At 55.2% G+C, this 23,316-nt stretch carries 22 protein-coding genes; 11 read left to right on the top strand and 11 right to left on the bottom strand.

Features of this window, described 5'->3' with window-relative positions; genetic code table 11:
- Window positions 1–4: 4 nt before the first annotated feature.
- The 6 genes from hutG to hutU form a co-directional block, all read right to left on the bottom strand.
- Window positions 5–826, bottom strand: coding sequence for an N-formylglutamate deformylase (hutG, locus tag HZU72_RS03875; RefSeq protein WP_180090623.1), 822 nt, complete (start codon window positions 824–826; stop codon window positions 5–7).
- Window positions 823–2,031 (bottom strand): imidazolonepropionase, encoded by a 1,209-nt coding sequence (gene hutI / locus HZU72_RS03870; protein WP_180090622.1) that lies wholly within the window; start codon window positions 2,029–2,031, stop codon window positions 823–825. Before hutI ends, hutG begins: the two co-directional genes overlap by 4 nt.
- Before the next feature lie 8 nt (window positions 2,032–2,039).
- Complete coding sequence (locus HZU72_RS03865) at window positions 2,040–2,693, bottom strand: aromatic amino acid lyase (RefSeq protein WP_137095032.1); 654 nt, start codon at window positions 2,691–2,693, stop codon at window positions 2,040–2,042.
- 12 nt (window positions 2,694–2,705) lie between these two features.
- A complete protein-coding gene (locus tag HZU72_RS03860) occupies window positions 2,706–4,034 on the bottom strand; it encodes a YjiH family protein (RefSeq protein WP_180090621.1) in 1,329 nt (442 codons plus the stop codon).
- Window positions 4,035–4,096: 62 nt separating this feature from the next.
- Window positions 4,097–4,750 carry a flavin reductase family protein gene (locus HZU72_RS03855; RefSeq protein WP_054645290.1) on the bottom strand — a complete coding sequence of 218 codons (654 nt, stop codon included), beginning with the start codon at window positions 4,748–4,750 and terminating at the stop codon, window positions 4,097–4,099.
- Between the two features lie 33 nt (window positions 4,751–4,783).
- Entirely contained in the window at window positions 4,784–6,451 is a 1,668-nt protein-coding gene (gene hutU / locus HZU72_RS03850) for a urocanate hydratase (RefSeq protein ID WP_054645289.1), read from the bottom strand.
- Between the two features lie 261 nt (window positions 6,452–6,712).
- Here hutU and HZU72_RS03845 point away from each other — a divergent pair, with 261 nt between their 5' ends.
- Window positions 6,713–8,074, top strand: a complete 1,362-nt coding sequence (locus HZU72_RS03845; protein ID WP_180090620.1) for a formimidoylglutamate deiminase — start codon at window positions 6,713–6,715, stop codon at window positions 8,072–8,074.
- 95 nt (window positions 8,075–8,169) lie between these two features.
- Here HZU72_RS03845 and hutC (HZU72_RS03840) read toward each other — a convergent pair whose 3' ends face one another.
- Genes hutC (HZU72_RS03840) through HZU72_RS03830 form a run of 3 tightly spaced genes read right to left on the bottom strand, consistent with a single transcriptional unit; the run spans window position 8,170 to window position 10,527 of the window.
- Window positions 8,170–8,883 (bottom strand): histidine utilization transcriptional repressor HutC, encoded by a 714-nt coding sequence (hutC, locus tag HZU72_RS03840; RefSeq protein ID WP_180090619.1) that lies wholly within the window; start codon window positions 8,881–8,883, stop codon window positions 8,170–8,172.
- A 56-nt stretch (window positions 8,884–8,939) separates the two neighbouring features.
- A complete protein-coding gene (locus tag HZU72_RS03835) occupies window positions 8,940–9,542 on the bottom strand; it encodes a HutD/Ves family protein (protein ID WP_180090618.1) in 603 nt (200 codons plus the stop codon).
- Window positions 9,543–9,555: 13 nt separating this feature from the next.
- A complete protein-coding gene (locus HZU72_RS03830; RefSeq protein ID WP_208457951.1) occupies window positions 9,556–10,527 on the bottom strand; it encodes an isopenicillin N synthase family dioxygenase in 972 nt (323 codons plus the stop codon).
- 386 nt (window positions 10,528–10,913) lie between these two features.
- On the opposite strand from HZU72_RS03830, the gene hutH reads away from it, so the two are divergent.
- The 10 genes from hutH (at window position 10,914) to hutC (HZU72_RS03780) (ending at window position 21,274) form a co-directional block, all read left to right on the top strand.
- Window positions 10,914–12,446 (top strand): histidine ammonia-lyase, encoded by a 1,533-nt coding sequence (gene hutH / locus HZU72_RS03825; protein ID WP_180090617.1) that lies wholly within the window; start codon window positions 10,914–10,916, stop codon window positions 12,444–12,446.
- 1 nt (window position 12,447) lies between these two features.
- Window positions 12,448–13,716 carry an alpha-hydroxy acid oxidase gene (locus HZU72_RS03820; RefSeq protein WP_180090616.1) on the top strand — a complete coding sequence of 423 codons (1,269 nt, stop codon included), beginning with the start codon at window positions 12,448–12,450 and terminating at the stop codon, window positions 13,714–13,716.
- A complete protein-coding gene (locus tag HZU72_RS03815; RefSeq protein WP_180090615.1) occupies window positions 13,713–15,101 on the top strand; it encodes an FAD-binding oxidoreductase in 1,389 nt (462 codons plus the stop codon). The genes HZU72_RS03820 and HZU72_RS03815 overlap by 4 nt, the downstream gene beginning before the upstream one ends.
- 251 nt (window positions 15,102–15,352) lie before the next feature.
- Complete coding sequence (locus HZU72_RS03810) at window positions 15,353–16,186, top strand: transporter substrate-binding domain-containing protein (protein ID WP_180090614.1); 834 nt, start codon at window positions 15,353–15,355, stop codon at window positions 16,184–16,186.
- A gap of 78 nt (window positions 16,187–16,264) precedes the next feature.
- Window positions 16,265–16,924, top strand: coding sequence for an amino acid ABC transporter permease (locus tag HZU72_RS03805; RefSeq protein WP_180090613.1), 660 nt, complete (start codon window positions 16,265–16,267; stop codon window positions 16,922–16,924).
- On the top strand, window positions 16,921–17,583 hold the full coding sequence (locus HZU72_RS03800; RefSeq protein WP_180090612.1) for an amino acid ABC transporter permease: 663 nt from the start codon (window positions 16,921–16,923) through the stop codon (window positions 17,581–17,583). Before HZU72_RS03805 ends, HZU72_RS03800 begins: the two co-directional genes overlap by 4 nt.
- 13 nt (window positions 17,584–17,596) lie before the next feature.
- Complete coding sequence (locus HZU72_RS03795) at window positions 17,597–18,481, top strand: amino acid ABC transporter ATP-binding protein (RefSeq protein WP_208457950.1); 885 nt, start codon at window positions 17,597–17,599, stop codon at window positions 18,479–18,481.
- A complete protein-coding gene (hisC, locus tag HZU72_RS03790) occupies window positions 18,481–19,635 on the top strand; it encodes a histidinol-phosphate transaminase (RefSeq protein ID WP_180090611.1) in 1,155 nt (384 codons plus the stop codon). The genes HZU72_RS03795 and hisC overlap by 1 nt, the downstream gene beginning before the upstream one ends.
- Before the next feature lie 38 nt (window positions 19,636–19,673).
- Window positions 19,674–20,483, top strand: coding sequence for a phytanoyl-CoA dioxygenase family protein (locus tag HZU72_RS03785; protein WP_180090610.1), 810 nt, complete (start codon window positions 19,674–19,676; stop codon window positions 20,481–20,483).
- 35 nt (window positions 20,484–20,518) lie between these two features.
- Window positions 20,519–21,274 carry a histidine utilization transcriptional repressor HutC gene (gene hutC / locus HZU72_RS03780; protein ID WP_180090609.1) on the top strand — a complete coding sequence of 252 codons (756 nt, stop codon included), beginning with the start codon at window positions 20,519–20,521 and terminating at the stop codon, window positions 21,272–21,274.
- Between the two features lie 76 nt (window positions 21,275–21,350).
- On the opposite strand, the gene HZU72_RS03775 is transcribed toward hutC (HZU72_RS03780), so the two are convergent.
- Window positions 21,351–21,668 (bottom strand): c-type cytochrome, encoded by a 318-nt coding sequence (locus HZU72_RS03775; protein ID WP_180090608.1) that lies wholly within the window; start codon window positions 21,666–21,668, stop codon window positions 21,351–21,353.
- Window positions 21,669–21,767: 99 nt separating this feature from the next.
- Window positions 21,768–23,045 carry a PQQ-dependent sugar dehydrogenase gene (locus tag HZU72_RS03770; RefSeq protein WP_180090607.1) on the bottom strand — a complete coding sequence of 426 codons (1,278 nt, stop codon included), beginning with the start codon at window positions 23,043–23,045 and terminating at the stop codon, window positions 21,768–21,770.
- Window positions 23,046–23,316: the final 271 nt, after the last annotated feature.

Raw genomic sequence — 23,316 nt, 5'->3', positions numbered from 1 at the left:
TGTCTTATTTACCCTGGCTGTAGCTAACCTCTCCCCACCGCTGCATAGCCTCAAGTAGTTCACGTAGCAGTGGACGTACTTCAGCGGCACGGTCTTCGCGATAGGCAAAGATCGGTTGTTCGTCGTCTGGTTCGTTCATATAGGTGCGCTGGGAGAGTTCCAGCTGTACAGCGTGAATATGGTTATCAGGATCCCCATACCCCCGGGTAATATGTCCCCCTTTGAAGCGGCCATTGACCACGTGAGTGAAACGCGATTGAGCGGCACACACCGCCTGCAAGGTCCGACTAAGCTCAGGATCGCAGCTTTGCTCCTCGAAGGTACCCAAATTAATATCAGGCAGTTGGTCGTCGAAAAGCCGCGGTATTTTTGAGCGAATAGAGTGCGCGTCAAATAGCAGCGCATAGCCGAATCGCGCCTTTAGCCGCGCCAATTCGCCTGCCAGGGCGTTGTGATAGGGGCGCCAAACATGCTCTTTGGCCCAGTCGCGCTGTGCCTTAGAGGGTACCTGACTCTCTTCAAACAGCAGATTACCGTCGAAATCGGTACTGGGGAACAACCCGGTCGTCGCGCCAGCGTAGAGTGGCGTATCGTTCTCGGGCCGATTAAGGTCGATAACGTAGCGCGAATAGCGCGCCTCAATACGGCTCGCCCCGAGCTCGGCGGCAAAGTCGTAAAGCAGGGGTATATGCCAGTCGGTGTCGGCAAGGCTGAGCGCTGCTTTATTAAGCCCCGCCTCTACCTCCGGCGTTAGCGCGATACCTGCGTGAGGCATCGAAATCAATAGCGGCGTATCGCCCTGCGTGAGTTGGTAACTGTCGCTCATACTTCTACCTCCTTACCTGCTTTAAACACCGTGACCGGCAATTGCCCGCCCAGCCAGTAGCTAAGCTCCGCTGGCCCGGTAATATCCCATACGACCGCGTCTGCCCATTTACCTACTTCTAGCGAACCGTGGGTGGCAGCAATGCCCAGCGCCTTAGCGGCATTGATGGTCACCCCTGCCAGCGCTTCTTCAGGGGTAAGGCGGAACAGCGTGCAGCCAAGATTCATCATCAATCGTAACGACAGTACCGGCGACGTACCGGGGTTAAGGTCGCTGGCCAGCGCCATGGTGACGCCCTGCTCACGAAAGTCTGCAATTGGCGGCAGTTGGGTTTCACGCAGGGTAAGAAAAGCCCCCGGCAGTAACACAGCGGCAGTACTGCTTCGTGCCATTGCACGAGCATCGGCTTCATCAGCATACTCGACGTGGTCAGCAGAAAGCGCGCCGAACTCCGCAGCCAGTTGACAACCGCCAAGACGTGACAGCTGCTCAGCATGTAGCTTGAGCGGCAGGCCCAGTTGTTTTGCAGTATTAAAAACGCGCCGCATCTGTTCCACAGAGAAGGCGATACCTTCACAGAAGCCATCGACAGCGTCGACAAGGCCTTCCTTCGCCAGCGTCGGCAGAATCGTCTCGCAGACTAGATCAATATACCCATCACTACGTTCGTGGTATTCGGGCGGCAGCGCGTGAGCCGCTAGGCAAGTCGTAAGCACCTCGACAGGTAGCCGTTCCCCCAGCGCCCGGGCCACCTTGAGCATTTTGCGCTCGCTTTCCAGATCAAGCCCATACCCTGACTTAATCTCTAGGGTTGTAACGCCTTCGCTCAGCAGCACCTTGGCGCGCGCCTCGGCACTGGCCAGTAATTCGTCAAAGCTGGCCTCGCGAGTGGCCCGCACGCTGCTAACGATTCCACCGCCCTGTTTAGCTATCTCGCTATAGCTCACGCCCTCCAGGCGCTGCTCAAACTCATTACTGCGGTCACCGCCAAACACCAGATGCGTGTGGCAGTCGATCAACCCTGGCGTTAGCCAGCGCCCACCCAGGTCACGCACTTCATCGAATGCAGCATCGCGGTCAAGTTGCGCCTCAGTGCCAATCCAGGCGATGCGTCCCGCGTCTATAATCAGCGCCGCATCGCGCACAATTCCGTAGCGGCCACCCGCCAGGGTCACCGCATGGCAGTGGTGCCATAGCTGTTTCATGCTTCCTCCTAATCGCTAGGCTGCCGACTCGGCAGTAAGTTCGGGGCAATAGACAGGAGCTTATCGATCACTTGAGTCTCCTTTAGGCGCTGGTAAGTCGCCTCAATATCCAGGTGCAGCGCATGCTCTTCCTGGTAAGCAGGCAAGACGTCTCGCAGTGATTTCCAAGCCAGCGACGTGCCCTTGGCAAACTCATCGCTGCCAATTAAATCAAGGGCCTGAGAGGCGAGTAGATATTCGATAGCAAGAACGTAGAAAGCATTTTCGAGGGTCTTGTCCAGTTTCAGGGCAGCACTTTCGCCAAAGCTTAGATGGTCTTCCTGGAGGCCCGAGGTGATAAAATTGTCGGTTACTGCGGGCTGCGCCAGACGTTTGTTATCCGCCACCAGGGAAGCCGCCGAGTAGTGGGCGATCATCATGCCGGACTTGACGCCGCTTTCAGTGGTCAAGAAAGGTGGCAGCTGATTCGCCTGGGGGGTCACTAAACGGTAGGCGCGCCGCTCTGAGATCGAACTCCACTCACAGGCCGCGATGGCCAACAGATCGCAGGCCATCGCCACCGAGGCGCCGTGAGGATTAGCCTGGGTCACAGTCTGGTTGTCATCTTCAACTGGAACCACTAACGGGTTATCAGTAGCAGAGCGGAGTTTCTTCTCTTCCATCTGAAATAAACACTACATTATGAATGAAGCAATACCCATAGACAGCGGAATGGCTATCACCATCGTCAGGGCTGTTCTGACCACCCAGACGACCGTCAGTCCATAGAATGAAATCGGGATATTGGTCGCCATGATGCAAGGAATTGAGGCAGATACGAAGAGAATAGAAGAGATGGCCGTAATCCCCGCCACCAGCTTCGAGACAACATCAGCCTCTGCCATGATCAACGCGGGAAGGAACATCTCTGAGTAGCTCGTAGACACTGCTGAAGAGAGTTCCAGCCCATTCTCCATGCCAAAGAGTAGCGTGATGGGGTAGAAGATATACCCGATGTAGTCAAAGGCTGGCGTGTACTTCTCAATCAACAGGCTGATCGTGCCGACCGAGAGAATGGTTGGAAGGATGGTCATCGTCATCACGATGCCATCCTTGAGGTTATCCTTGACCAGGTTGAGGAAACTCTTCGGGCTGTTGGCGACCCCAATGGCTTCCGCCACTGCCGTTGCCACGCGATTTCCCTTGTCCGGTGTCGCTTCTCGATTCGAGGCGTGATCGTCCATGCTGGAGATGGGAGGAATGCGTGCACTGATAGCCGTTACCACAACCGTAGTGAACAACGTTGCCAGGAAGAACACTACCCAGATATCCATCAGCCCCAGTGTTCTGGCCACGATTACCATGAAAGCGACGGATACCGTGGAGAACCCCGTAGCAATAATGGCAGCCTCCTTCGCGGAGTACTCCCCACTGAGGTAAGCCTTGTTGGTAATCAAGAGCCCAACGGCAAAACTGGTGATGAATGACGCCACCGCGTCAATAGCAGACCGTCCGGGCACCTTGAACGCCAGGCGCATGAAGGGCTGGGTCAAAGTCCCGACCAGCTCCACCAGGCCATAGTTGACCAGAAGCGGCATAAAGATGGCGCCAATCGGCACCAGGATACCAACCGGAATGACCAGCGCCTTCCAGAGAAACTCCAGCATGAAGGGCTCGTAAAGCGCTGCCGGGCCGGCCTTGAAGATGACCATGCCTGCCAGGACCAGGCCGATGAACTTGAAGAGGGTGAACACGATACTGCCAAAGCCCTGTCGCCAGAACTTCTGCATGATGGGTAATACCGAGCCACCAATGATAAGCAGCAGCGCGTACCATTGGCTGTTTTCACCCAGCAGGTTCTCACACCAGATCACCAAATGGTCGAGAAGAATGGTGTTCTTCTCGGCTATTGTTATCGGAACGAAGAAGACCATGATTCCAAGGAAGCTCGGAATCGCCACCCTCAAGATTTCGGCAAGTGAATGTTTTCTCTTGGCATTGTTGTCAACAGCGCTATTGTCCATTTCCCGCATCCTCTTAGCTTAGGATGACGACAGGGGAGAAGGTCTCCCCCATCGGCCAGTTATCAAGGGCGACCTTCGAGGCCATCTGCTTCATCTTCAGAAGCTTTCGGGATCTTCATCTCGAAACGGTTATCTACCACCGTATAATCGTGATAGCCCATGCGCGCGATAGGACGCGCTTTCATGATGTCGATCTTACCTTCTTCGGTAATGAACTCATCCTTGACGTGAATCTTCACGACTTCTGCAAAGACAATATCGATCGTACCCACGTTCGAGTTGCCTTTGAGACGGTGCGTCGAGATGTACTTGCACTCGAAATGACAGGGGCTATCTGCCACCATCGGCACATTGGACAGGTCAGCCTTGACCGTCTTCAATCCAGCGAGACTGATTTCACTTTCACCATACGGCACCGCCATGGCGGACGTGTTCATGGCGTCCTTGAGATCAAAGGTCACCATGTTCCAGACGAACCAGCCGGTCTTCTCTGCGTTGATGACCGTATCTTTGCGCCGGCCATCGGGATACTGGTTGGCAGCAAACATCACCATCGGCGGATCAAACGTCAGGTTCTGCCATTGACTGTAAGGTGCCAGGTTCTCGACCCCATCCGGGCTGATAGAAGAGAGCCAGCCGATCGGGCGCGGAACGGTACAGCTTTTGAAGGGTGAGTAAGGCAGCGGGCACTTCTCACTGTTCGGCATATATTTCATGTCATGTCCTCTTGTTTGTTGGAGTCAGGCCGTTCACTTGACCATCGGCAGATCAAGGTCGTTTTCACGGGCACAGTTCTTGGCGATCTCATAGCTGGCATCAGCGTGGCGCATAACGCCAGTAGCCGGATCATTCCGCAGCACGCGGCCAAGTCGTGCGTGGGCATCATCGGTACCGTCGGCGACGATCACCACGCCCGAATGCTGGGAGTAACCCATGCCCACCCCGCCGCCGTGGTGAAGGGAGACCCAGGTGGCGCCTCCGGCGGTGTTGAGCAGCGCATTGAGCAGCGGCCAGTCGGAGACGGCATCCGAGCCATCCTGCATTGATTCAGTCTCGCGATTGGGGCTGGCCACCGAGCCGGAGTCCAGGTGGTCGCGACCAATCACAATAGGTGCTTTGAGCTCGCCACTGGCGACCATGGCGTTAAACGCCTGCCCCAAGCGAGCACGATCCTTTAAGCCAACCCAGCAGATGCGCGCCGGTAAGCCCTGGAAGCTGATACGCTCCTTGGCCATATCCAGCCAGTTATGCAGATGCGGATCATCTGGGATGAGTTCTTTGACTTTCTGATCGGTTTTATAGATATCTTCTGGATCACCGGAGAGCGCCACCCAGCGGAATGGGCCAATTCCCTGGCAGAACAGTGGGCGAATGTAGGCAGGCACAAAGCCGGGGAAGTCGAAAGCGTTAGAAACGCCCTCCTCCTGAGCCATCTGGCGAATGTTATTGCCATAATCGAAGGTAGGTATACCCATTGCCTGGAAGTCGAGCATGGCCTGCACATGCACCGCCATGGAGCGCTTAGCCGCCTTAACCACCACCTCGGGCTCGGTCTTCCCGCGTGTCAGATACTCATCCCATGACCAGCCTGCGGGCAGATAACCATGCAGTGGGTCGTGAGCGCTGGTCTGGTCGGTTACCATATCCGGCTTGATGCCACGCTTAATCAGTTCCGGCAATATTTCAGCGGCATTGCCATGCAGCGCAATCGAGACGGCTTTACCTTCTGAGGTATAGCGCTCCAGGCGCGCCAGGGCATCGTCGAGGTCACTCGCCTGCTCATCCACATAGCGGGTACGCAGACGCATATCAATACGACTCTGCTGACACTCAATATTCAGGCTGCAGGCACCCGCTAGCGTTGCCGCCAATGGCTGCGCCCCGCCCATACCACCAAGACCGGCCGTCAGAATCCAGCGCCCGGCCAGCTTGCCGTCGTAGTGCTGCCGACCAGCCTCAACAAAGGTCTCGTAGGTGCCCTGGACAATGCCCTGAGAACCGATGTAGATCCATGAACCAGCCGTCATCTGGCCGTACATCATCAGGCCTTTCTTATCCAGTTCATTGAAATGCTCCCAGTTAGCCCAGGCTGGCACTAGGTTGGAATTGGCAATCAGCACCCTCGGGGCGTCTTTATGGGTTTCAAATACCCCCACCGGCTTACCAGACTGAATCAGCAGTGACTGGTTATCTTCTAAACGTTTGAGCGTTTCAACGATGGTATCGAAACACTCCCAATTGCGGGCGGCGCGGCCAATCCCGCCATAGACCACCAGCTCTTTGGGATTCTCGGCGACATCTGGATCTAGGTTGTTCATCAGCATGCGCAGCGGTGCTTCAGTCAGCCAGCTCTTGCAGGAGAGCTCGACTCCATGAGGTGCCCGAATTTCGGTATCGCGAAAGCGTGAAAGAGACATGGTAACTCCTGTTTGTTGTCAAAGCTTGTATATACATTATGGCAACAAACGCTTCTGCGCAATCACCTAAATCGCCCTTTTTAGCAAAAAAACAACTCAGTCCCAAATATTCGCCAACATAGTGCAAACGCCAAAAATAGGGCGAAATTACGCACCAAAATGGACTTTACGAGGAAATTCCAACTCTCTTCTTTACCTAAGAAGCGGACTTCGCTATATGTATATACATTATCCGTTATTCGTTAACAAAAAGGAGCCCCGATGACCCATTGCTATTTTGCTGATCATGCCCTACTACCGACTGGATGGGCCTCTCAGGTGCTGTTCGAAGTCGATGCCACGGGCATGCTTACATCGGTACTGCCCAACAGCTCGCCCGGCAACGCCCAGCGCTTAGCCGGGCCAGCGCTACCCGGTATGCCTAACCTACATTCACACGCTTTTCAGCGCGTCATGGCGGGCCTAGCAGAAGTCGGTAGCCCCCAGCCAGACAGCTTCTGGAGCTGGCGAGACCGCATGTACGGCTTGGTTGACCGCCTGACACCGGATCAAGTGGGCACCATTGCCCAGGCGCTCTACATCGAAATGCTCAAGGGCGGCTATACGCAGGTCAGCGAATTTCATTATTTACATCACGATGTATCGGGCAAGGCCCATAGTGATCCTGCTGAAATGGCCTGGGCGATTAGCCAAGCCGCCGAGCGCAGCGGCATTGCGCTTACCTTGCTACCGGTGCTTTACGCCCACAGCGGCTTTGGCGGCCAGCCACCCAATCATGGGCAAAGACGCTTTATCCACGCCGTCCCAGACTTTTTGAACCTGCTTGAGACGTTGAAGCCAAGCCTTGCAGGCCACCCCACGCAAGCACTGGGCATGGCGTTCCATTCACTGCGCGCGGTGACATTAGAAGAGATTCAGGCGGTGCTGGCGACGAACCCTATAGGGCCACGCCACATTCATGTCGCCGAGCAGCAACGCGAAGTGGAGGACAGCCTCGTCTATTCAGGAAAACGCCCCGTCCGATGGCTACTGGATAATGTTGAGGTAGATGAGCACTGGTGTTTGATCCATGCCACACACCTAGACGATGCAGAAGTACGTGACCTTGCCGCTAGCGGCGCCGTGGCTGGACTCTGCCCGACCACCGAGGCCAATCTGGGCGACGGTATTTTCCGCGCAGTTGAGTATGCCACCCAGGGTGGACGCCTGGGTATTGGCTCCGACAGTCACGTCTCACTCGATGTGGTTGAAGAGCTACGGCTGCTTGAGTATGGCCAGCGACTTGCCACGCAACAGCGCAACTGCCTGCACAATAGCGAAATACGCCCGGTGGGCGACTGGCTTTATCGCCATGCCTTAGCAGGAGGCGCCCAGGCCTCTGGACAACCCATCGGCGCGCTCGAAGCGGGCAAGCGAGCCGATATTGTCGTCCTCGATGGCAGCGACCCCTACCTCGCCACTAGTACAGACGAAACACGGCTAGGCCGTTGGCTGTTTGGCGGTTCCAAGCAACAGATACGCGATGTCATGGTCGCAGGCCGCTGGGTTATCCAGGCGCGTCGTCACGCCCTTGATGAAGCCAACAGTGTGGCGCTTGCCAAACTGTTTCGTGAGATAGGTTAGTTATTGTTTCGCGAGAATGTTTCGCGAGAATGTTTCGGGAGAATGTTTCGGGAGAATGTTTCGCGAGAACGACTTAAGCTGCTTTGCAAGAACGACTACTTAGAAGAGCTCGCCATAGTACGCAATTTATAGCGGTCACCGGGATGCAGCAGGTGAGCATAGCTAATTAGGCGGTCGCCTGACCAAGTGCGCCGACGAACGCTAAGGCAGGGTAGCGCAGCATCGATTTCTAGCCACTCTGCCGCCCCCGCTTCTGGCAGCACCGCCTCTACCACGTGCTCCATATCGGTAATCGGGCAGGCAGCAACCAACACCTCGTTGGGCGTCTGGCGCGCAAAATTTGCTTCCAGATAGCCGGGCACCCAGCGCGGATTGACGTAGCGCTCTTCGAGCTGGATCGGAAGGCCATTTTCCAAGTGAATAAGAATCGAATGAAACAACCTGGTCCCGATACGAACGCCCATCCGCAGGGCGATTTCATCGTCAGCATTCAGCGCTTCGCAACTCACCACACGATTAGTGTATTCGTGGCCACGGCTGCGTACCTCATCAGCGATATTATTTATTTCGGCCAATGGCGATTCAGAGCGACGATCCGTCACAAAAGTGCCGATCCCCGATTGACGCACCAGATAGCCTTCCTGCACTAGGTCGCGAATTGCCTTGTTGGCAGTCATTCTGCTGACACCGAAGGTAACCGCAAGCTGCTCCTCAGGCGGGATCTTATGATCGACGGGAAAATGCCCCGTTTGGATATTATCCAGCAAGTACTGCTTAATCTGTTGATACCGGGGCGGTTGGCGTCCCACGTGCTCTCCTCAAATCCCTTTCACCACCCCGCTCATGAACACTCTGAAAAGAATTATCAAACCCGCGGAGACAGGTCGACCCTAATCAAGTGCGTTGCAGGCAGCGTCTCAAATGTCATTGTGTTACCGCTATCGGTCGCTAGCTCGTAAGCAGCGTTCAGCCTGGGCCAGTGCCAAATATCACCACTGGTAATGGGCAGTGACGACTCACCGACCAGCCACGCCTGCCCGTCAACGGCTAAGATAAGTGTCTCAGCACTTGGGGCTTGCCTTAGCGGCCCCCCAGACGTTAGCCAGCGAACAGAAGCCTGCCAGTTTGCTGGATTGTACATTAAATTCAGCGCCCGGCTCGGCCCTTCAGGCAACAAGCAATTCACCGCTGCTTCACCTTCGAAGATAAAGCTTTCCCGAGGCGCCAAAACAGCACGCTGATCAGGCAAAACAAGTGTGACCGGATACTCGCCTATCACCGTAAAGTGACGCCTGACCCCAGCAATAATCGAGAATGGCCCCTCTCTATCAAGTTCAGCCACCGAAACCCGCCAGCCCGGCGATTTCCCATCGCCCTCCTGGCGCGCCACTTCACGTGTTACTCCACCGCCATTTTGCCAAGCGACGGGCAAAAGTTCACTAAAGCATAACCTTTCAGGCAGCGTCATTGATTGCTCCCCATCAGGATGCGGCAGCCTTGCGGTAGCTCATTGAGGCATCAATGCGACCCAAGATGTAATCACCCGCAGCTACTGGCGGATAGTGGGCTTCTGCTGCCGGTACACCGAGGTCGGCAGGATCAACGCGAGCAGCATAATCGGGGTCATAAAAGGTCGCAATGGAGTAGCGTTCGCGGCCACTGGTATTGATGACACGATGTAACGTAGAGCGGAAGCGGTCATTAGACCATCGCGCCAACAAATCACCGACATTAACCACCAGCGAGCCCTCAATAAAGGGGGCGTCGACCCAGCGCTCGCTACCTAGCTCACGCACCTGTAAACCACCGACAGCGTCTTGGTAGAGCAACGTTACGCAGCCATAGTCAGTATGCGGCGCAACGCCAAATTGATCCGCTGGTCGATCATCAGCCTGAACGGGATAGTAGACCGCTTGGGTGCGCTGCAACGGCTTGGTGTATTTAGCCGCAAAGAACTCAGGGTCGATCCCTAGACTCACCGCAATCGCACGCAATAGGTCTGCCCCACAGCGACCTACTTCCACAAAGTAGCAATCCATCGCCTGCTGAAATTCAGGCATAAAACTCGGCCACTGGTTCGGTCCGCGCAACGCCTCCCCCGCCAGCACGCTCGGGTCATCCTCGGCCAGATCCAACCCAAAGCTATAAAACTCTTTCTCATCGGGGTGAGTCGCCTGGTACATGGTCGCACCTCCACGACGATGAAAACCGCGGTGGCGCTTATTAACCGCCACCTCCACCTTGCGTTCAAGCGGCTCGCCAAAAAAGCGTTGAGCGGCCTTCATAGCATCATCTATCACCGCCTGGGGAAGCCCATGATTGATGATGTAAAAAAAGCCCACCTGGGTACAGGCAGCATGGATTGCCTCACCTGCCCGAGCGAGGCATTGGGCGTCCCCCTCCCGCACGCCCTGCATATCAACAAGAGGAATGGTCATTGCTGAGTTGCTCATCTGCTGTGTCTCCTAACGTTAATAGAACGTACTTGCGCACATCCTCTTAGCTGTTTTGTTTTTCAAAAATGATAGTGAGGGCTTTGCAATGACGATTTTGCAATGAGCGTGCCAAAAGACATCAAGAGGCTAAATAATCAGTAAGTATATACATATCGACGAGCAACTAAGACCTACCAGAAAATAAAAGTGCACAAAAATGAGACATAAAGATAAATATCGCACTTAAAATACGCAAAAATTATAAATTCATGATTCATGCCTTAGCATCTACTTTTACGCTTGCATCAAACCCACTTACCTGTATATACATAATAAAGGCATTCACTTCATCACCACCACTTTCATCACGGCATACTGTTTACCAAGCGCCAATAGAGGTAACCATGACATCGATACAACGACTCTCCCCAGGCCAAATAACGCTCGCTACACTGCGGGAGCTTTTCGAGGGCAGTCCCACTCTCGCGCTCGGCGAGGAGAGCCGGGATCAGGTTGCTCGGGCCGAAGCCACGGTCAGCGACATTCTGGACAGCGGCCGCACCGTTTACGGCATTAACACTGGCTTTGGCGTCCTAGCCCAAACCTCCATCCCACGCGCATCGCTAACCGAGCTGCAGCGGAACCTGGTGCTGTCACACAGCACCGGGGTCGGCGACAATCTGGATGACGCCACCGTGGGGCTGATTCTGGCGCTGAAAGCAACTTCGTTGGCGCGTGGCTACTCGGGCGTACGCTGGTTGATTATTGAAGCGCTATTGGCGCTTTACAATGCGCGGGTCTACCCATGTATTCCTGCTAAAGGCTCGGTGGGCGCGTCTGGGGATCTCGCGCCGCTGGCGCATATGGCGGCCACCCTGCTTGGCGAAGGCCACATGCGTCATCAAGGTCGAGAGATGCCCGCCGCTGAGGGGCTTGCGCTGGCAGGTATCGAACCGCTAACGCTAGCACCCAAGGAAGGATTGGCACTGATCAACGGCACCCAGGTATCCACCGCGCTGGCGCTTCGTGGGCTGTTCGCCACCGAGAAGCTATTTACCGCTGCCGTGGTGGCAGGAAGCCTGTCGGTGGATGCCTTAAAAGGGTCGGATACCCCATTTGACGAGCGTATTCAGGCAGTTCGTGGTCATCCCGGTCAGCGGGATGTAGCCGTTTTCTACCGTGAATTGCTGGCTGGCAGCAGCGTACGTGAATCGCACCGCGACTGCCCAAGGGTTCAAGACCCATACTCGCTGCGCTGTCAGCCCCAGGTGATGGGCGCCTGCCTGGATCATCTTCGTTTCGCTGCCAACGTGTTTCTGCGCGAGGCCAACGCGGTCTCCGACAACCCACTGGTCTTCGATAATGGTGATGTGCTTTCCGGCGGCAACTTCCATGCCGAGCCGGTGGCTATGGCGTCGGATGTGTTGGCGCTGGTGATCTCTGAAATCGGTGCACTGTCGGAACGCCGCATCGCCCAACTAGTCGATCCGGCGCTGTCAGGCTTGCCAGCCTTCCTGGTCGAAGAGAGCGGACTCAACTCCGGTTTTATGATCGCTCAGGTCAGCGCCGCCGCATTGGCCTCAGAGAACAAAACCCTGGCGCACCCAGCCTCGGTCGATAGCTTACCCACCTCAGCCAATCAAGAGGATCACGTCTCCATGGCCACCTTCGCGGCAAGGCGGCTGGCCGATATGGCGTTCAATTCCAGCGCCGTGGTGGCTATTGAATTGCTGGCAGCGGCCCAGGGGGTTGAGTTCCATCGCCCCCTAACTTCCTCCCCCTCCCTCGAAGAAGCTCTGGCAACTATTCGCCGCGATGTGGCACGTTATGAACGGGATCGCTATTTCGCACCCGATCTGGTTGCCGCTCAGCGATTCGTCGCTGACGCTGCCTTCGAGACGCTACTGCCCCGCTCACGGCTCTACGCTGAGGAATAACATGCAACGACGCTACGCACCTAGCCACCGCTGGCGCCAGGCGCAAAGTATCGATGAACTTGCTGCAATGGCCAGCAAGCGACTTCCTGCCTTTGCCTGGGAGTATCTCAACGCCGGTGCCGAGGACGAGCGCACCCTTAACGACAACCGCAGGGCCTTTCAACGCTGGCAGTGGCGACCTCGTACGCTCATTGACCTAAGCGAAATCGATAGCAGCGCTACACTGCTGGGAAAAGAGTGCGCAATGCCATTAGCCATTGCCCCTACCGGCTACAACGGTATGTTGTGGCGTGATGCCGACATAGCACTGGCGCGAGCAGCACAGCAACACGATATTCCTTTCACGCTCAGCACCGTTTCCTGCAACAGCCTTGAAGAGATCGCCGCAGCCGTCCCGGCCGGTCGGCTTTGGTTTCAGCTCTACCCCTTACGTGATAAGCAGGCAACCAGGGATCTAATCGAGCGTGCTCAAGTGGCCAATGCAGAGGCCCTTGTGGTAACTACTGACGCGGTGGTGCTGGGCCGGCGTGAATGGGATAATCGCAGCTACCAGAATCCCCGGCGGCTAACACTTCGCCACGCTTTTGACGCCTTTTTTCACCCGTACTGGGCAGCTCAGGCGCTATGGCCCCACGGTCTGCCGACGCTGGGCAACTTGCTCAAGTACTTGCCCCATGGAGAGCATAGTGCAGCCAGCGCGGCTACCTATATTAGCCAACAGATGGCTACCGACTTCACATGGGAATCGTTAGCCGAGATTCGCCAGCAATGGTCAGGCAAGCTGATCGTCAAAGGTATCCTCAATGCTGAAGATGCCCGTCACTGCCAGCGACTGGGGGCTGACGCCATCGTGGTCACCAACCATGGCGGACGCCAACTTGATGACTCTCCCGCCAGCCTCGACTGCCTGCCATTGATTGTAGAGGCGGTGGGGAAACAGTGTGAAATCCTGCTTGATAGCGGCATCCGTCGAGGCAGCGATATCGCAAAAGCGCTAGCCCTGGGCGCAAATGGAGTACTCAGCGGGCGGGCCACACTGTATGGGCTCTCGGTCGGCGGCGAGGCGGGTGCCGCACATGCTCTGACGCTACTCCACCAACAATTGCGTAACACCCTTGCCTTGCTGGGGCGCCCTCGCCTAAACCAGCTCGACCGTAGCTGCCTGGGCCCTCCCCTCCATATTCCACGCTACTTCCCAGACTATCCCACCGCTAATTCGGTGCATTCCCACATAGCAACCGTGCAACCAACCATGGGAGATCTACCGTGAGTGTTGATCCAGCCAATAAGGACGTCTTCTTGGACTTACTACGCGATGGCTTTGGCGACAGCGTGCTGCTGGGTGAGGCGATTCCTGAGTCCTGCTTCAGCGACTGGACGGGCCATGCCGCCTGCCGACCTCTGGCGCTAGTACGCCCTACCAGTAGTGAAGAGGTCTCCAGGCTGCTACGTCTATGTCATGAACATCGCCGCGCGGTGGTTCCTCAGGGGGGAATGACCGGCTTAGCGGGCGCGGCAGTGCCCAATGCCGATAGCATCGCGGTATCGCTTTCCCGGCTCACCGGGGTGGAGAGCGTTGATCGCGACGCCGCCACGCTGACGGTACGGGCGGGCACCACGCTTGAAGTGGTGCAGAACGCGGCTAAGGAGGCTGGCTTTCGCTATCCGGTCGATTTTGGCGCTCGGGGAAGCTGCCAGATTGGCGGCACTATTGCCACTAACGCTGGAGGCCATGGGGTTATTCGTCACGGCATGACCCGCGACCAGGTGCTCGGCCTGGAGGTAGTGCTAGCAGATGGCCGGATTCTCGACTTGATGAACGGCATGATCAAGAACAATACCGGTTACGACCTTAAGCACTGCTTTATCGGTGCCGAAGGCACCCTAGGTATTATCACCCGTGCCGTGCTGTGTATGGCACCGCCCCAAGGCGAACCCCATACAATGCTGTGTGGACTGCCCAACTATAAGGCAGCAGTAGCGTTGCTCCACCGCCTACGCGGCGCAGGGTTGGCGCTAGAAGCATTTGAGGTGATGTGGCAAGACTTTTACACCATGAGCTGCGATTGGCGAGATAGTCAGCCACCGTTGCCCACAAGCCACGCTCTTTACGTGTTGTGCGAGGCCGAAGGCGATGCAAATCATCTGGAGACGGCACTAGCAGCCGCCATTGAAACAGGCGAGGTGGCAGATGCCGTATTGGCAAGCAGCATCCCACAAGCCCAGGCACTATGGGCGATTCGCGAGGCGACCGGAGAATTTCCACTCAAGCTAGCGCCGATCAACTTCGATCTCAGCCTGCCGATTCCCACGATCGGCGCCTTCGTCGAAGCCGCTGGCGCGATGCTGCAGCAGCGCTGGCCGGGCATCAGCATCGTCAACTTCGGCCATATCGGCGACAGCAATCTACACCTAACCGTAAATGGCCGCACGCTAGCCGAGGATACACCAGAGACTCGCCATGCTATCGAAGCTGAGATCTATCGATTGGTCGGCGAATACCACGGCTCAATTTCTGCCGAACATGGTATCGGCCTACTCAAGCGCGATTTCTTACACCACAGTGTCCACCCCGAAGTGATGGACGTTATGCGCGCCCTCAAACATACCCTCGACCCTAACGGCATTCTCAATCCTGGCAAGTTACTTAATTAAGTAGTAGCTCAGTTAAACAACATTTCAGTTAAACAATGGTTCTGTTAATCCCTCCGTTGAAGTCAGTACGCACCCAAATTGTGCAAAGTGTGATTGACGATTTGAGGTCAAAATCTGCAAAACCATTATGTATATACAGGTAAGTACTTTTTGGCATGTAGTTTGCTTTTACATAGGGGAAGTTTGCATCGTTGAAGCGCTGACATGTGCTGTCAGTCACACCGTTCCGAGTCCCATGGAGTCATTACTCAATGAAAAAGCCCAATCTACTCAAGCTGTCACTCTCTAAGCTAACGCTAGCCCTTGGCCTCTGTTTAGCAGCCACCTCTGCTTCTGCAGACCTGCTTGACGATGTCAAGGAGCGGGGCGTACTCAACGTCGGCACAGAGTTTCACTTCGCCCCCTTCGCATATTTAGATGCTGGTCAACAGAGCGGCCTCAACCTCGAGCTTATGGAGCGTGTCGGTAGTGAACTCGGGGTCTCTATTAATTGGATCGACCTACCCTGGCCCAGCGTACTTCCCGGTCTTGAGGCTGGAAATTACGATTTCGTTGCTGGCCCCGCGATGATTACCCAAGAGCGCAAACTACGCTACAACTTCACCTTGCCAATCGCCGATGCCACTGTCGCTATTCTGAAACGTGCTGACGATGACTCTATTCAAACGCCTGAAGATATTTCTGGCAAAGCGGCCGGCGGTGGGCGCGGAACAGCCCAATTGGAACAGCTGAAGGCGTTTGCTGCTGAACTGCCAGAGCCGCCCACCATTACCGAGTATGTTGATTATAGCCAAACCTACGCCGACCTTGCCGCTGGGCGTATCGACGCAGTGGCGAACTCGCTACCCAATATTGCTTATACCGCGACGCAGCGCCCCATGTTCGAGGTTGTCCAACCACCTTTTGGTCAACCCGCCTTCTTTGGCTATATGGCACGCAATGATGAGGAGTCCGCTTCATTGGTTGAAGCTATCAACGAGGTACTTCTATCCATGCACGAAGATGGCAGCCTCTCGGAGCTGCAAACTAAGTGGTTCGGCGCACCAATGGACATTCCCAGCGAAGATTTTGAACCCGAGATCTAATCTGCCTTCAACGCGTGCTGGGGCAACCGCTGCGCATGCCGCCCAGCACGCACTCCCTCACCTCCGGGGATCTTGCCAATGTTCGACTGGCCGACTTTTCTCTTTAGCCTGCCGCTGCTGGGTAAGGCACTCCTTATCACGCTTCAGACGTCACTGCTAGGCAATGCCATTGGCTTTGTTATCGGCACTCTTATTGCCAGCATGCAATTAGCCAAAATGCCTTTGCTACGTCGCCTCGGCGGCAGCTATATCTTTATCTTTCGAGGGGTGCCGCTGCTCGTGCAGCTACTGGTTATCTACTACTTGGCACCGATGTTCGGGCTACCCAATCTGCCTCCTATGGTAGCCGCCATTATGGCGCTCTCACTCTGCTCAGGCGCCTATATCGCAGAGATTTTACGCGGAGGGCTGTTGGCGATCCCCTCTGGTCAGCGTGAAGCAGCCCACTTATTAGGCATGAGCCGCCCCGCTATTTTACTGCGCGTTGAACTGCCCCAAGCGGTTCAAAGCACCCTGCCCTCACTGGTTAACGAGCTGGTGTTGCTGATTAAATCTTCGGCGTTGGTATCAGTCGTCGGGTTAGCGGATCTTACCCGAGTGGCCCAGAACCTAGCCTCTTCAGACTACTTGTTCTTCCAGCACTACCTGGTGCTGGCCGGGATCTACTGCCTGATCAACATACCGTTGACCATGTTCGGACGCCGACTTGAGCGTCACCTAGAGAGGAGTCTGGCGTGACTTTCGATCTATCCATTATTACTGCCAATGCCGACGCGATCTGGAACGCATTTTTAGTCACCATTTACACCTGGCTGGCAGGTAGCGTGCTGGGCCTTATTGCAGGGTTACTTATCGCAGCGCTGATGCTATTTGGTGGTCGACCATTGCAACGCTTGCTCAGAGTATTCATCGAGCTAGTACGCGGTACTCCCTTTTTGGTGATTCTGTTTCTGGTCTACTACGGTGGCCCATCGTTCGGCCTTCGTCTCGGTGCCATCACCGCTGGGGTGGTGTGTATCGCGGGCTATAGCAGCGTCTATTTCGCTGAGATTTTTCGTAGCGGCTTCGCCGCGGTTCCCCGCGGGCAACTGGAAGCAGGCGAGTGCCTGGGACTAGGTCGACTACAACTTATGTGGCGAGTACAGCTGCCGCAAATGCTGGTACTAATCCTGCCATCGATCATCAATATGCTGACAATCCTATGCAAAGAGACCGCCGTTCTCTCGATTATCACAGTGCCTGAGTTAACCGCCGTGCTTACGGGCATTGGTACCCGCACGTTTACCTTTATTGAAACGCTATTGGTTCTCTGCATCGCCTACCTGCTACTCATTGAGATCACCTCACGGGCGGGCAGGTGGCTTGAGCGCCGCGTCGGCACCTACTTGCAGCGTTGAACAGGAGCTAGCTATGCCGCTTTCCCTATCCCCTTCTACGTCTCCCCCTGCTGCTTCTAACCTTGAAGCCACGCCAAAAGGGCCGGATAAGGCGTCACCCATCATTCACCTTTCCGCCGTTGGCAAGCGCTTTGGCAATCATCAAGTACTCGCTGATATTAATTTAAGCGTGCATCACTCGGAGGTCGTCTGTTTGATCGGCCCATCGGGCTCGGGTAAGAGCACGCTGTTGCGCAGCATGGCTTTCCTTGAGGAGTATGACGAAGGGGAAATTCATATTGAAGGGCGCTTACTCGGCTGGGAAATTGATGACCGGGGTCGCCGCAAGCACGCCGGACGCACCCGACTCAATCAGGCCCGGCGCAATCTTGGTATCGTTTTTCAGCAGTTCAACCTATGGCCGCATATGACAGCGCTGGGCAATGTTACCGAGGCCTTGGTTAGAGTACGTGGAATAAAACGCAACGAGGCTGAAAAGCGCGCCATGGAGGTGCTCGACAAAGTTGGCTTGGCTGAGAAAGCAAAAGAGTACCCAGCGCGTCTTTCCGGTGGCCAACAGCAGCGCGTGGCCATTGCCCGAGCACTGGCGATGGAGCCCAAGATTATGCTCTTCGATGAGCCTACCTCGGCACTCGACCCTGAACTGGTTGGCGAGGTGTTGGCAGTGATGAAACAGCTCGCTCTTGAAGGCATGACCATGGTGGTAGTGACTCACGAGATGGGCTTTGCCGCCCAAGTTGCTGACACCGTCGTCTTTCTTGATCAAGGCAGTATCGTTACCCGTGGTACGCCCAGCGAAGTATTCCGCGACACCCAGCATCCCCGCCTGCGCCAATTTTTGCAGAACTATCTCGACCGCAACGCCTTCTGGCATACCACAACGGAGCAAGAGAACTAATGCTGCCTCTCGACCCCACTCCTCTCGCGCGCCGAGAAGTTCGCGAACTCGAAGGCTACAATGCTGGGCTTTCCAGCGAGCAGGTAGGCAAGCGCTTTGGCGTGTCAAAAATTGCCAAACTCGGTAGCAATGAAAACCCGTATGGCCCCTCCCCCCAGGTAGCCACCGCCATCTCTAGTGCTATCACCGATAGCGGCCTTTACCCTGACGCCTCCTGTGGCCTGTTACGAGATGCGCTCGTGGCACGCTTTGAGATTGAACCCGAGCGGCTGGTATTTGGAAATGGCTCGGAAGATCTGATTGCGATTTTGTGCCGGGTGTTTCTTGATCACGGTGACACCTTGGTCACTATCACCCCAGCCTTCGGCCTGCACACGCTATATCCGCACTCGCTTGGGGCGCATATTCACGCTGTCCCCATGTTGGATGGCGGACGTTTCGATATTGATGGGCTGCTTGAAGCACTCATTGAGCCACCACGTATGCTGATGTTCTCTTCACCTTCCAATCCGGTTGGCAGCACGCTATCAGCCAATCAGTTAGATCGGCTGCTTAATGCGTTAACACCCGCCACCCTACTCGTCTTCGACGAGGCCTATTACGAGTACGCCCAGGCGAGCCCCGACTACCCAGATGTACTGGCTCGACTATCCCAACAGCAGACACCATGGATCGTTTTGCGCACCTTCTCAAAAGCCTACGCCCTGGCAGGATTACGCCTGGGCTATGGCATTGTGAGTAGTCCAGCGCTTGCCGACCTGATTGATCGCCTACGCACGCCATTTAACGTCAACCGTCTCGCTCAAGTGGCTGCGCTAGCCGCACTGCAGGATGAGACCCACCTAAATATAGGGCTTGAAGCGACCATTCGCGAACGCGAGCGTGTTACCAAGGTGCTTAAAGACATGCATCTAACGGTAGTGCCTTCTCGGGCTAACTTCCTATTTTTCAGAACAGATCAGGTATCAGACGCCTTGCATGAAGTGCTACTGACCCATGGAGTGATCGTTAAACCATGGCTCGAAACGGGATACACCCACTGGGTGCGGGTCTCGATTGGCAGCCGAGATCAGAACGATCAATTTCTTGCCGCGCTGTCAGCTTCTCTTCAACCCGCACCAGCCGCCTTCGCTCACGGCCTTAATACTCCCTGACCTAGATAGCTCAATGCTTGAACACAGAGGTTAATCCAATGGACATTTCCAGCACCAATCTAGATGACTCACTCGTTGAAACCTTCCAGCGAGAAGGAGCCGTGGTGCTTCGCGGCCTGTTCAGCGCGTGGGTTGAACCACTGCGCGAAGGGGTCGATACGCTGATTGAATCGCCAAGCCCTCTGGAGCGTTCCTATCAGCCCAATGATGGTTCGGCCCCCTTCTTTCAGGATTTATGCAACTGGCAGCGCATCGAACCATTTTCGCGTTTTGTTACCGAGTCTTCTGTTGCTGAACTGGCCTGCAAATTAATGGGTTCAAGACAGGCGCAGTTTTTCCACGATCACGTGCTCGTCAAAGAGCCCGGCTCCTCGCAAGTGACCCCATGGCATCAGGATCAACCCTATTATTGTGTTGAGAGCACACAGTGCATTAGCTTTTGGATCCCCTTGGATGCCGTAGCATGTGAGACATCTCTAAAATGTATTGCAGGGTCACACCGCTGGAATAAGCTTCACCGTCCCAAACGCTTTGACGGCAGCGATCTTTATCAAGGAGATACTCGTGAAGAGCTGCCGGACATTGATGCCGACCATTCCCAGTACCGCATCCTGCAGTGGGCTTTATCGCCTGGAGATGCAGTTGCTTTTGATTTTCGTACGGTTCACGGTGCCTCTGCCAACACTTCTCTCCAGCGTCGCAGGGTGTTCTCCGCTCGCTGGTTGGGTGACAATGCCCGCTTTGTTGATCGGGGCGGCAAAGGGTCTCCGCCTTTTGCCCATCTCACCTTGCAGAACGGCGATGCATTAACAGGGTCTGAGTTCCCAATTGTCTACCGGCTCCCCTAGAAGCTAGGCCTATTTTATCATCACCGGAATAGCGAATGAAAAAAACCGATACTGATAGCACGACTGCCCCAAAAGCACTCTATTTACAGGCTAAACAGTTTGTATTAGAGCGCACGGCTTCAGGTTTCTGGAAGCCTGGTGATATGATTCCATCTGAAAACCAGTTGGTTAACGAACTCGGGATGTCGCGAATGACGATAAACCGGGCTTTGCGGGAGCTGACGAACGAGGGCTACTTAGAACGAACCAGCGGTGTAGGTACGTTTATTGCGGAGCGCAAGCCTCACTCCAATTTATTGCAAATAGCCAATATCGCCGACGAGATCATTTCCCGCGGCCATCGCTATCATTGTGAAGTACTCGAACTGGGACGAGTCGCAGCACCGTTCACCATTGCCTCAGCCTTAGAGCTTACGACCGGTAGCTCGGTTTATCACCTACGCTGTGTTCACTATGAGGAAGATCTCGCCGTCCAGCTTGAGGATCGCTACGTTTCACCAGCCATGGCTCCTGATTTTATTCTCCAGCAGTTTGATGACACGCTCCAACCTTCGCGCTACTTACTCAACACTATTCCCGTAGACGAAATAGAACATATCGTAGACGCGCTACTGCCCTCGGATGAAGACGCTAAAGCGCTTGAGATCGATACCGACGAGCCATGCCTAGCGTTAATGCGCCGCACATGGAGTTCTTCACGGGTGGTCACCTACGTTAAGTTTTTGCATCCCTCCACGCGCTATCGGCTGGGTAGTCGGTACCCTGTCGATGCCAGTTCCCACGCAGGCTGACACTGTTCCTTATGATGAGGAATAACCCCATGAAATACACAGGTCAAACCTAGAAGCTAATGTACAAAGCAGAGAGTCACTCGCCACTCTCAGTGATAAAGGCGGCAAGGTTAGCAATATCATCATCCGACAAATCGGTGGCGTTGGGGATCATCAGAAAAGAGTTTGACCCCACCTTTTCACCAGCCCGATACGTTTCAAGGCGAGAAGTAATATACTCCGCGTCCCGACCACTAAGCGATGGAAAGCTAGCCATCCCTTGTGCATTTGGGCCGTGACACTGAGCGCATGCGTCCGCATAGAGTGTTTCTCCAGCCGACTTATCTGCCGCCTGCAGAGGAGCCGACCCCATTAGCAGCGTCGTCGCAATAGCGCAAAACAGTGATACCTTCATAGTGACCTTTTCCCATTGGAGTGATCTTGATCAAAAAACTTAAGGCGGCTTGAAGAGCTCGCAGCCGCACAGGCATACGCCAGCGCGGCTGCCAATAGCTCACTCCGGTGTGATGCGGTAAATACTGCCTTCATCAACCGCCGTATAAAGATCACCATCCGGGCCCAGCACTAGCGACCGAAAACGAGCTGCCCCCATAGGCACCGGCATTTCGGCAACGTCATTGACCGAAAGACCATCCTCCGCAATATCAATCAGGTTAATGCGCTGACCTACCGAGGTGCCTCCGAAACCGATGCCCATAAACCCCACAATCAGACGACCATCCCAATCGCCCCACTGCTCACCAACCAGAAATTCGGCAGGCGCCATGCCTTGAGAAAGGCCATCATTGCCCCAGGCCGGTTTCATGGCGTCGGGGTAGGTTTCGGTGTCGGTCACCGGCATATAGGCCGCACGCTCTTTAGGGTCCATCCCCTCGGTCTGATTAGGCTCATAACCGCAGTAATCGTCCGGGCAGTCGCCGCGACCAGCCATGTTGGGTTTCGGATCCCAGCCACTGTTACCACCATTGACCAGCGCATTGATTTCATCCGAATGCCAGGGGCCGTGTTCCGTCACTATGGGCTGGCCGGTGTTCGGGTGGAAGGTAATGCCCTGTACGTTGCGGTGACCATAGGTATAAATCCGCGGATCAAAGCCCTCAGGCGGTTCGTTACCCTCGGCAGCCTCGCCATCCCGGTCAATGCGCAGAACTTTGCCCCCTAGAAGTTTCGGAGACTGGGGGATCTCGCTGTTATGGTTATCGCCGGTGGTCACGTAGAGGTAACCGTCCTCAGGGCTGAAGCGGATACGTCCTCCATTATGGGCGCCAGCATCACCGAACGGATGGTCGGTGGCGGCAGGCTTGTACGGAATATCCTCGACAATATCGGTACGATCCGATACCTCATTAAACTCACTGTTTACCGTCAGACGCAGCACACGATTGGTGCGTGGCTCAGACATGTTAGAAGCAGAGTAAACGTAGACTGTCCGGTTTTCGTCAAAATCGGGGTCGATCGCCACACCGTTCATCCCCGCCTGTCCCTCGCAAACAAGATCATCGGCGGTGGTGGCATACTCGTCCGTGCCTTCCATGCCTAGCAGGTGCTCTACCTCACCATCGGGTAGCCGTACCGACAACCCTCGACAGCGTTCGGTGTAAAACATCGTCCCATCAGGCAGAAAAGCCATATCCCACGGGTTTTCAAGACCGGTTAACACCTCAGTCTGGCTGAGTTCAGGCTCATTGGCAGTCGCAACGGCGGGTAAGCCGATGATCACCGCAGAAGCGATGAACGCAGATAGCGGCCGCAGAACGGGTTTATGGGTCATTGAAGGCACTCCTTCATAACGTTGTTTGTACTTGTTATCAGCTTTGCCACGGGCTTATTTAGTTTAGATCGGCAACCATGGCGGTCAATATTTCCCGCTACCCAAGTTTCTAATCAGCACTTTTTAAGTGAGTGATCCCCATCGTTGAGAGTGAGGAGGAGTAGATTAATTAGTGGAGATCAAAAACCGCACATTGTGTATAGCGAATGTCGCTTTATGACAACTAATGTCTGCACAGGGCGACACACTAGTAAGCGAATAAACTGCTGAC

The sequence above is a fragment of the Vreelandella sedimenti genome (assembly GCF_013416325.1).
Lineage (GTDB): Bacteria > Pseudomonadota > Gammaproteobacteria > Pseudomonadales > Halomonadaceae > Vreelandella > Vreelandella sedimenti.
This window is presented reverse-complemented; position numbering and strand designations above follow the sequence as displayed.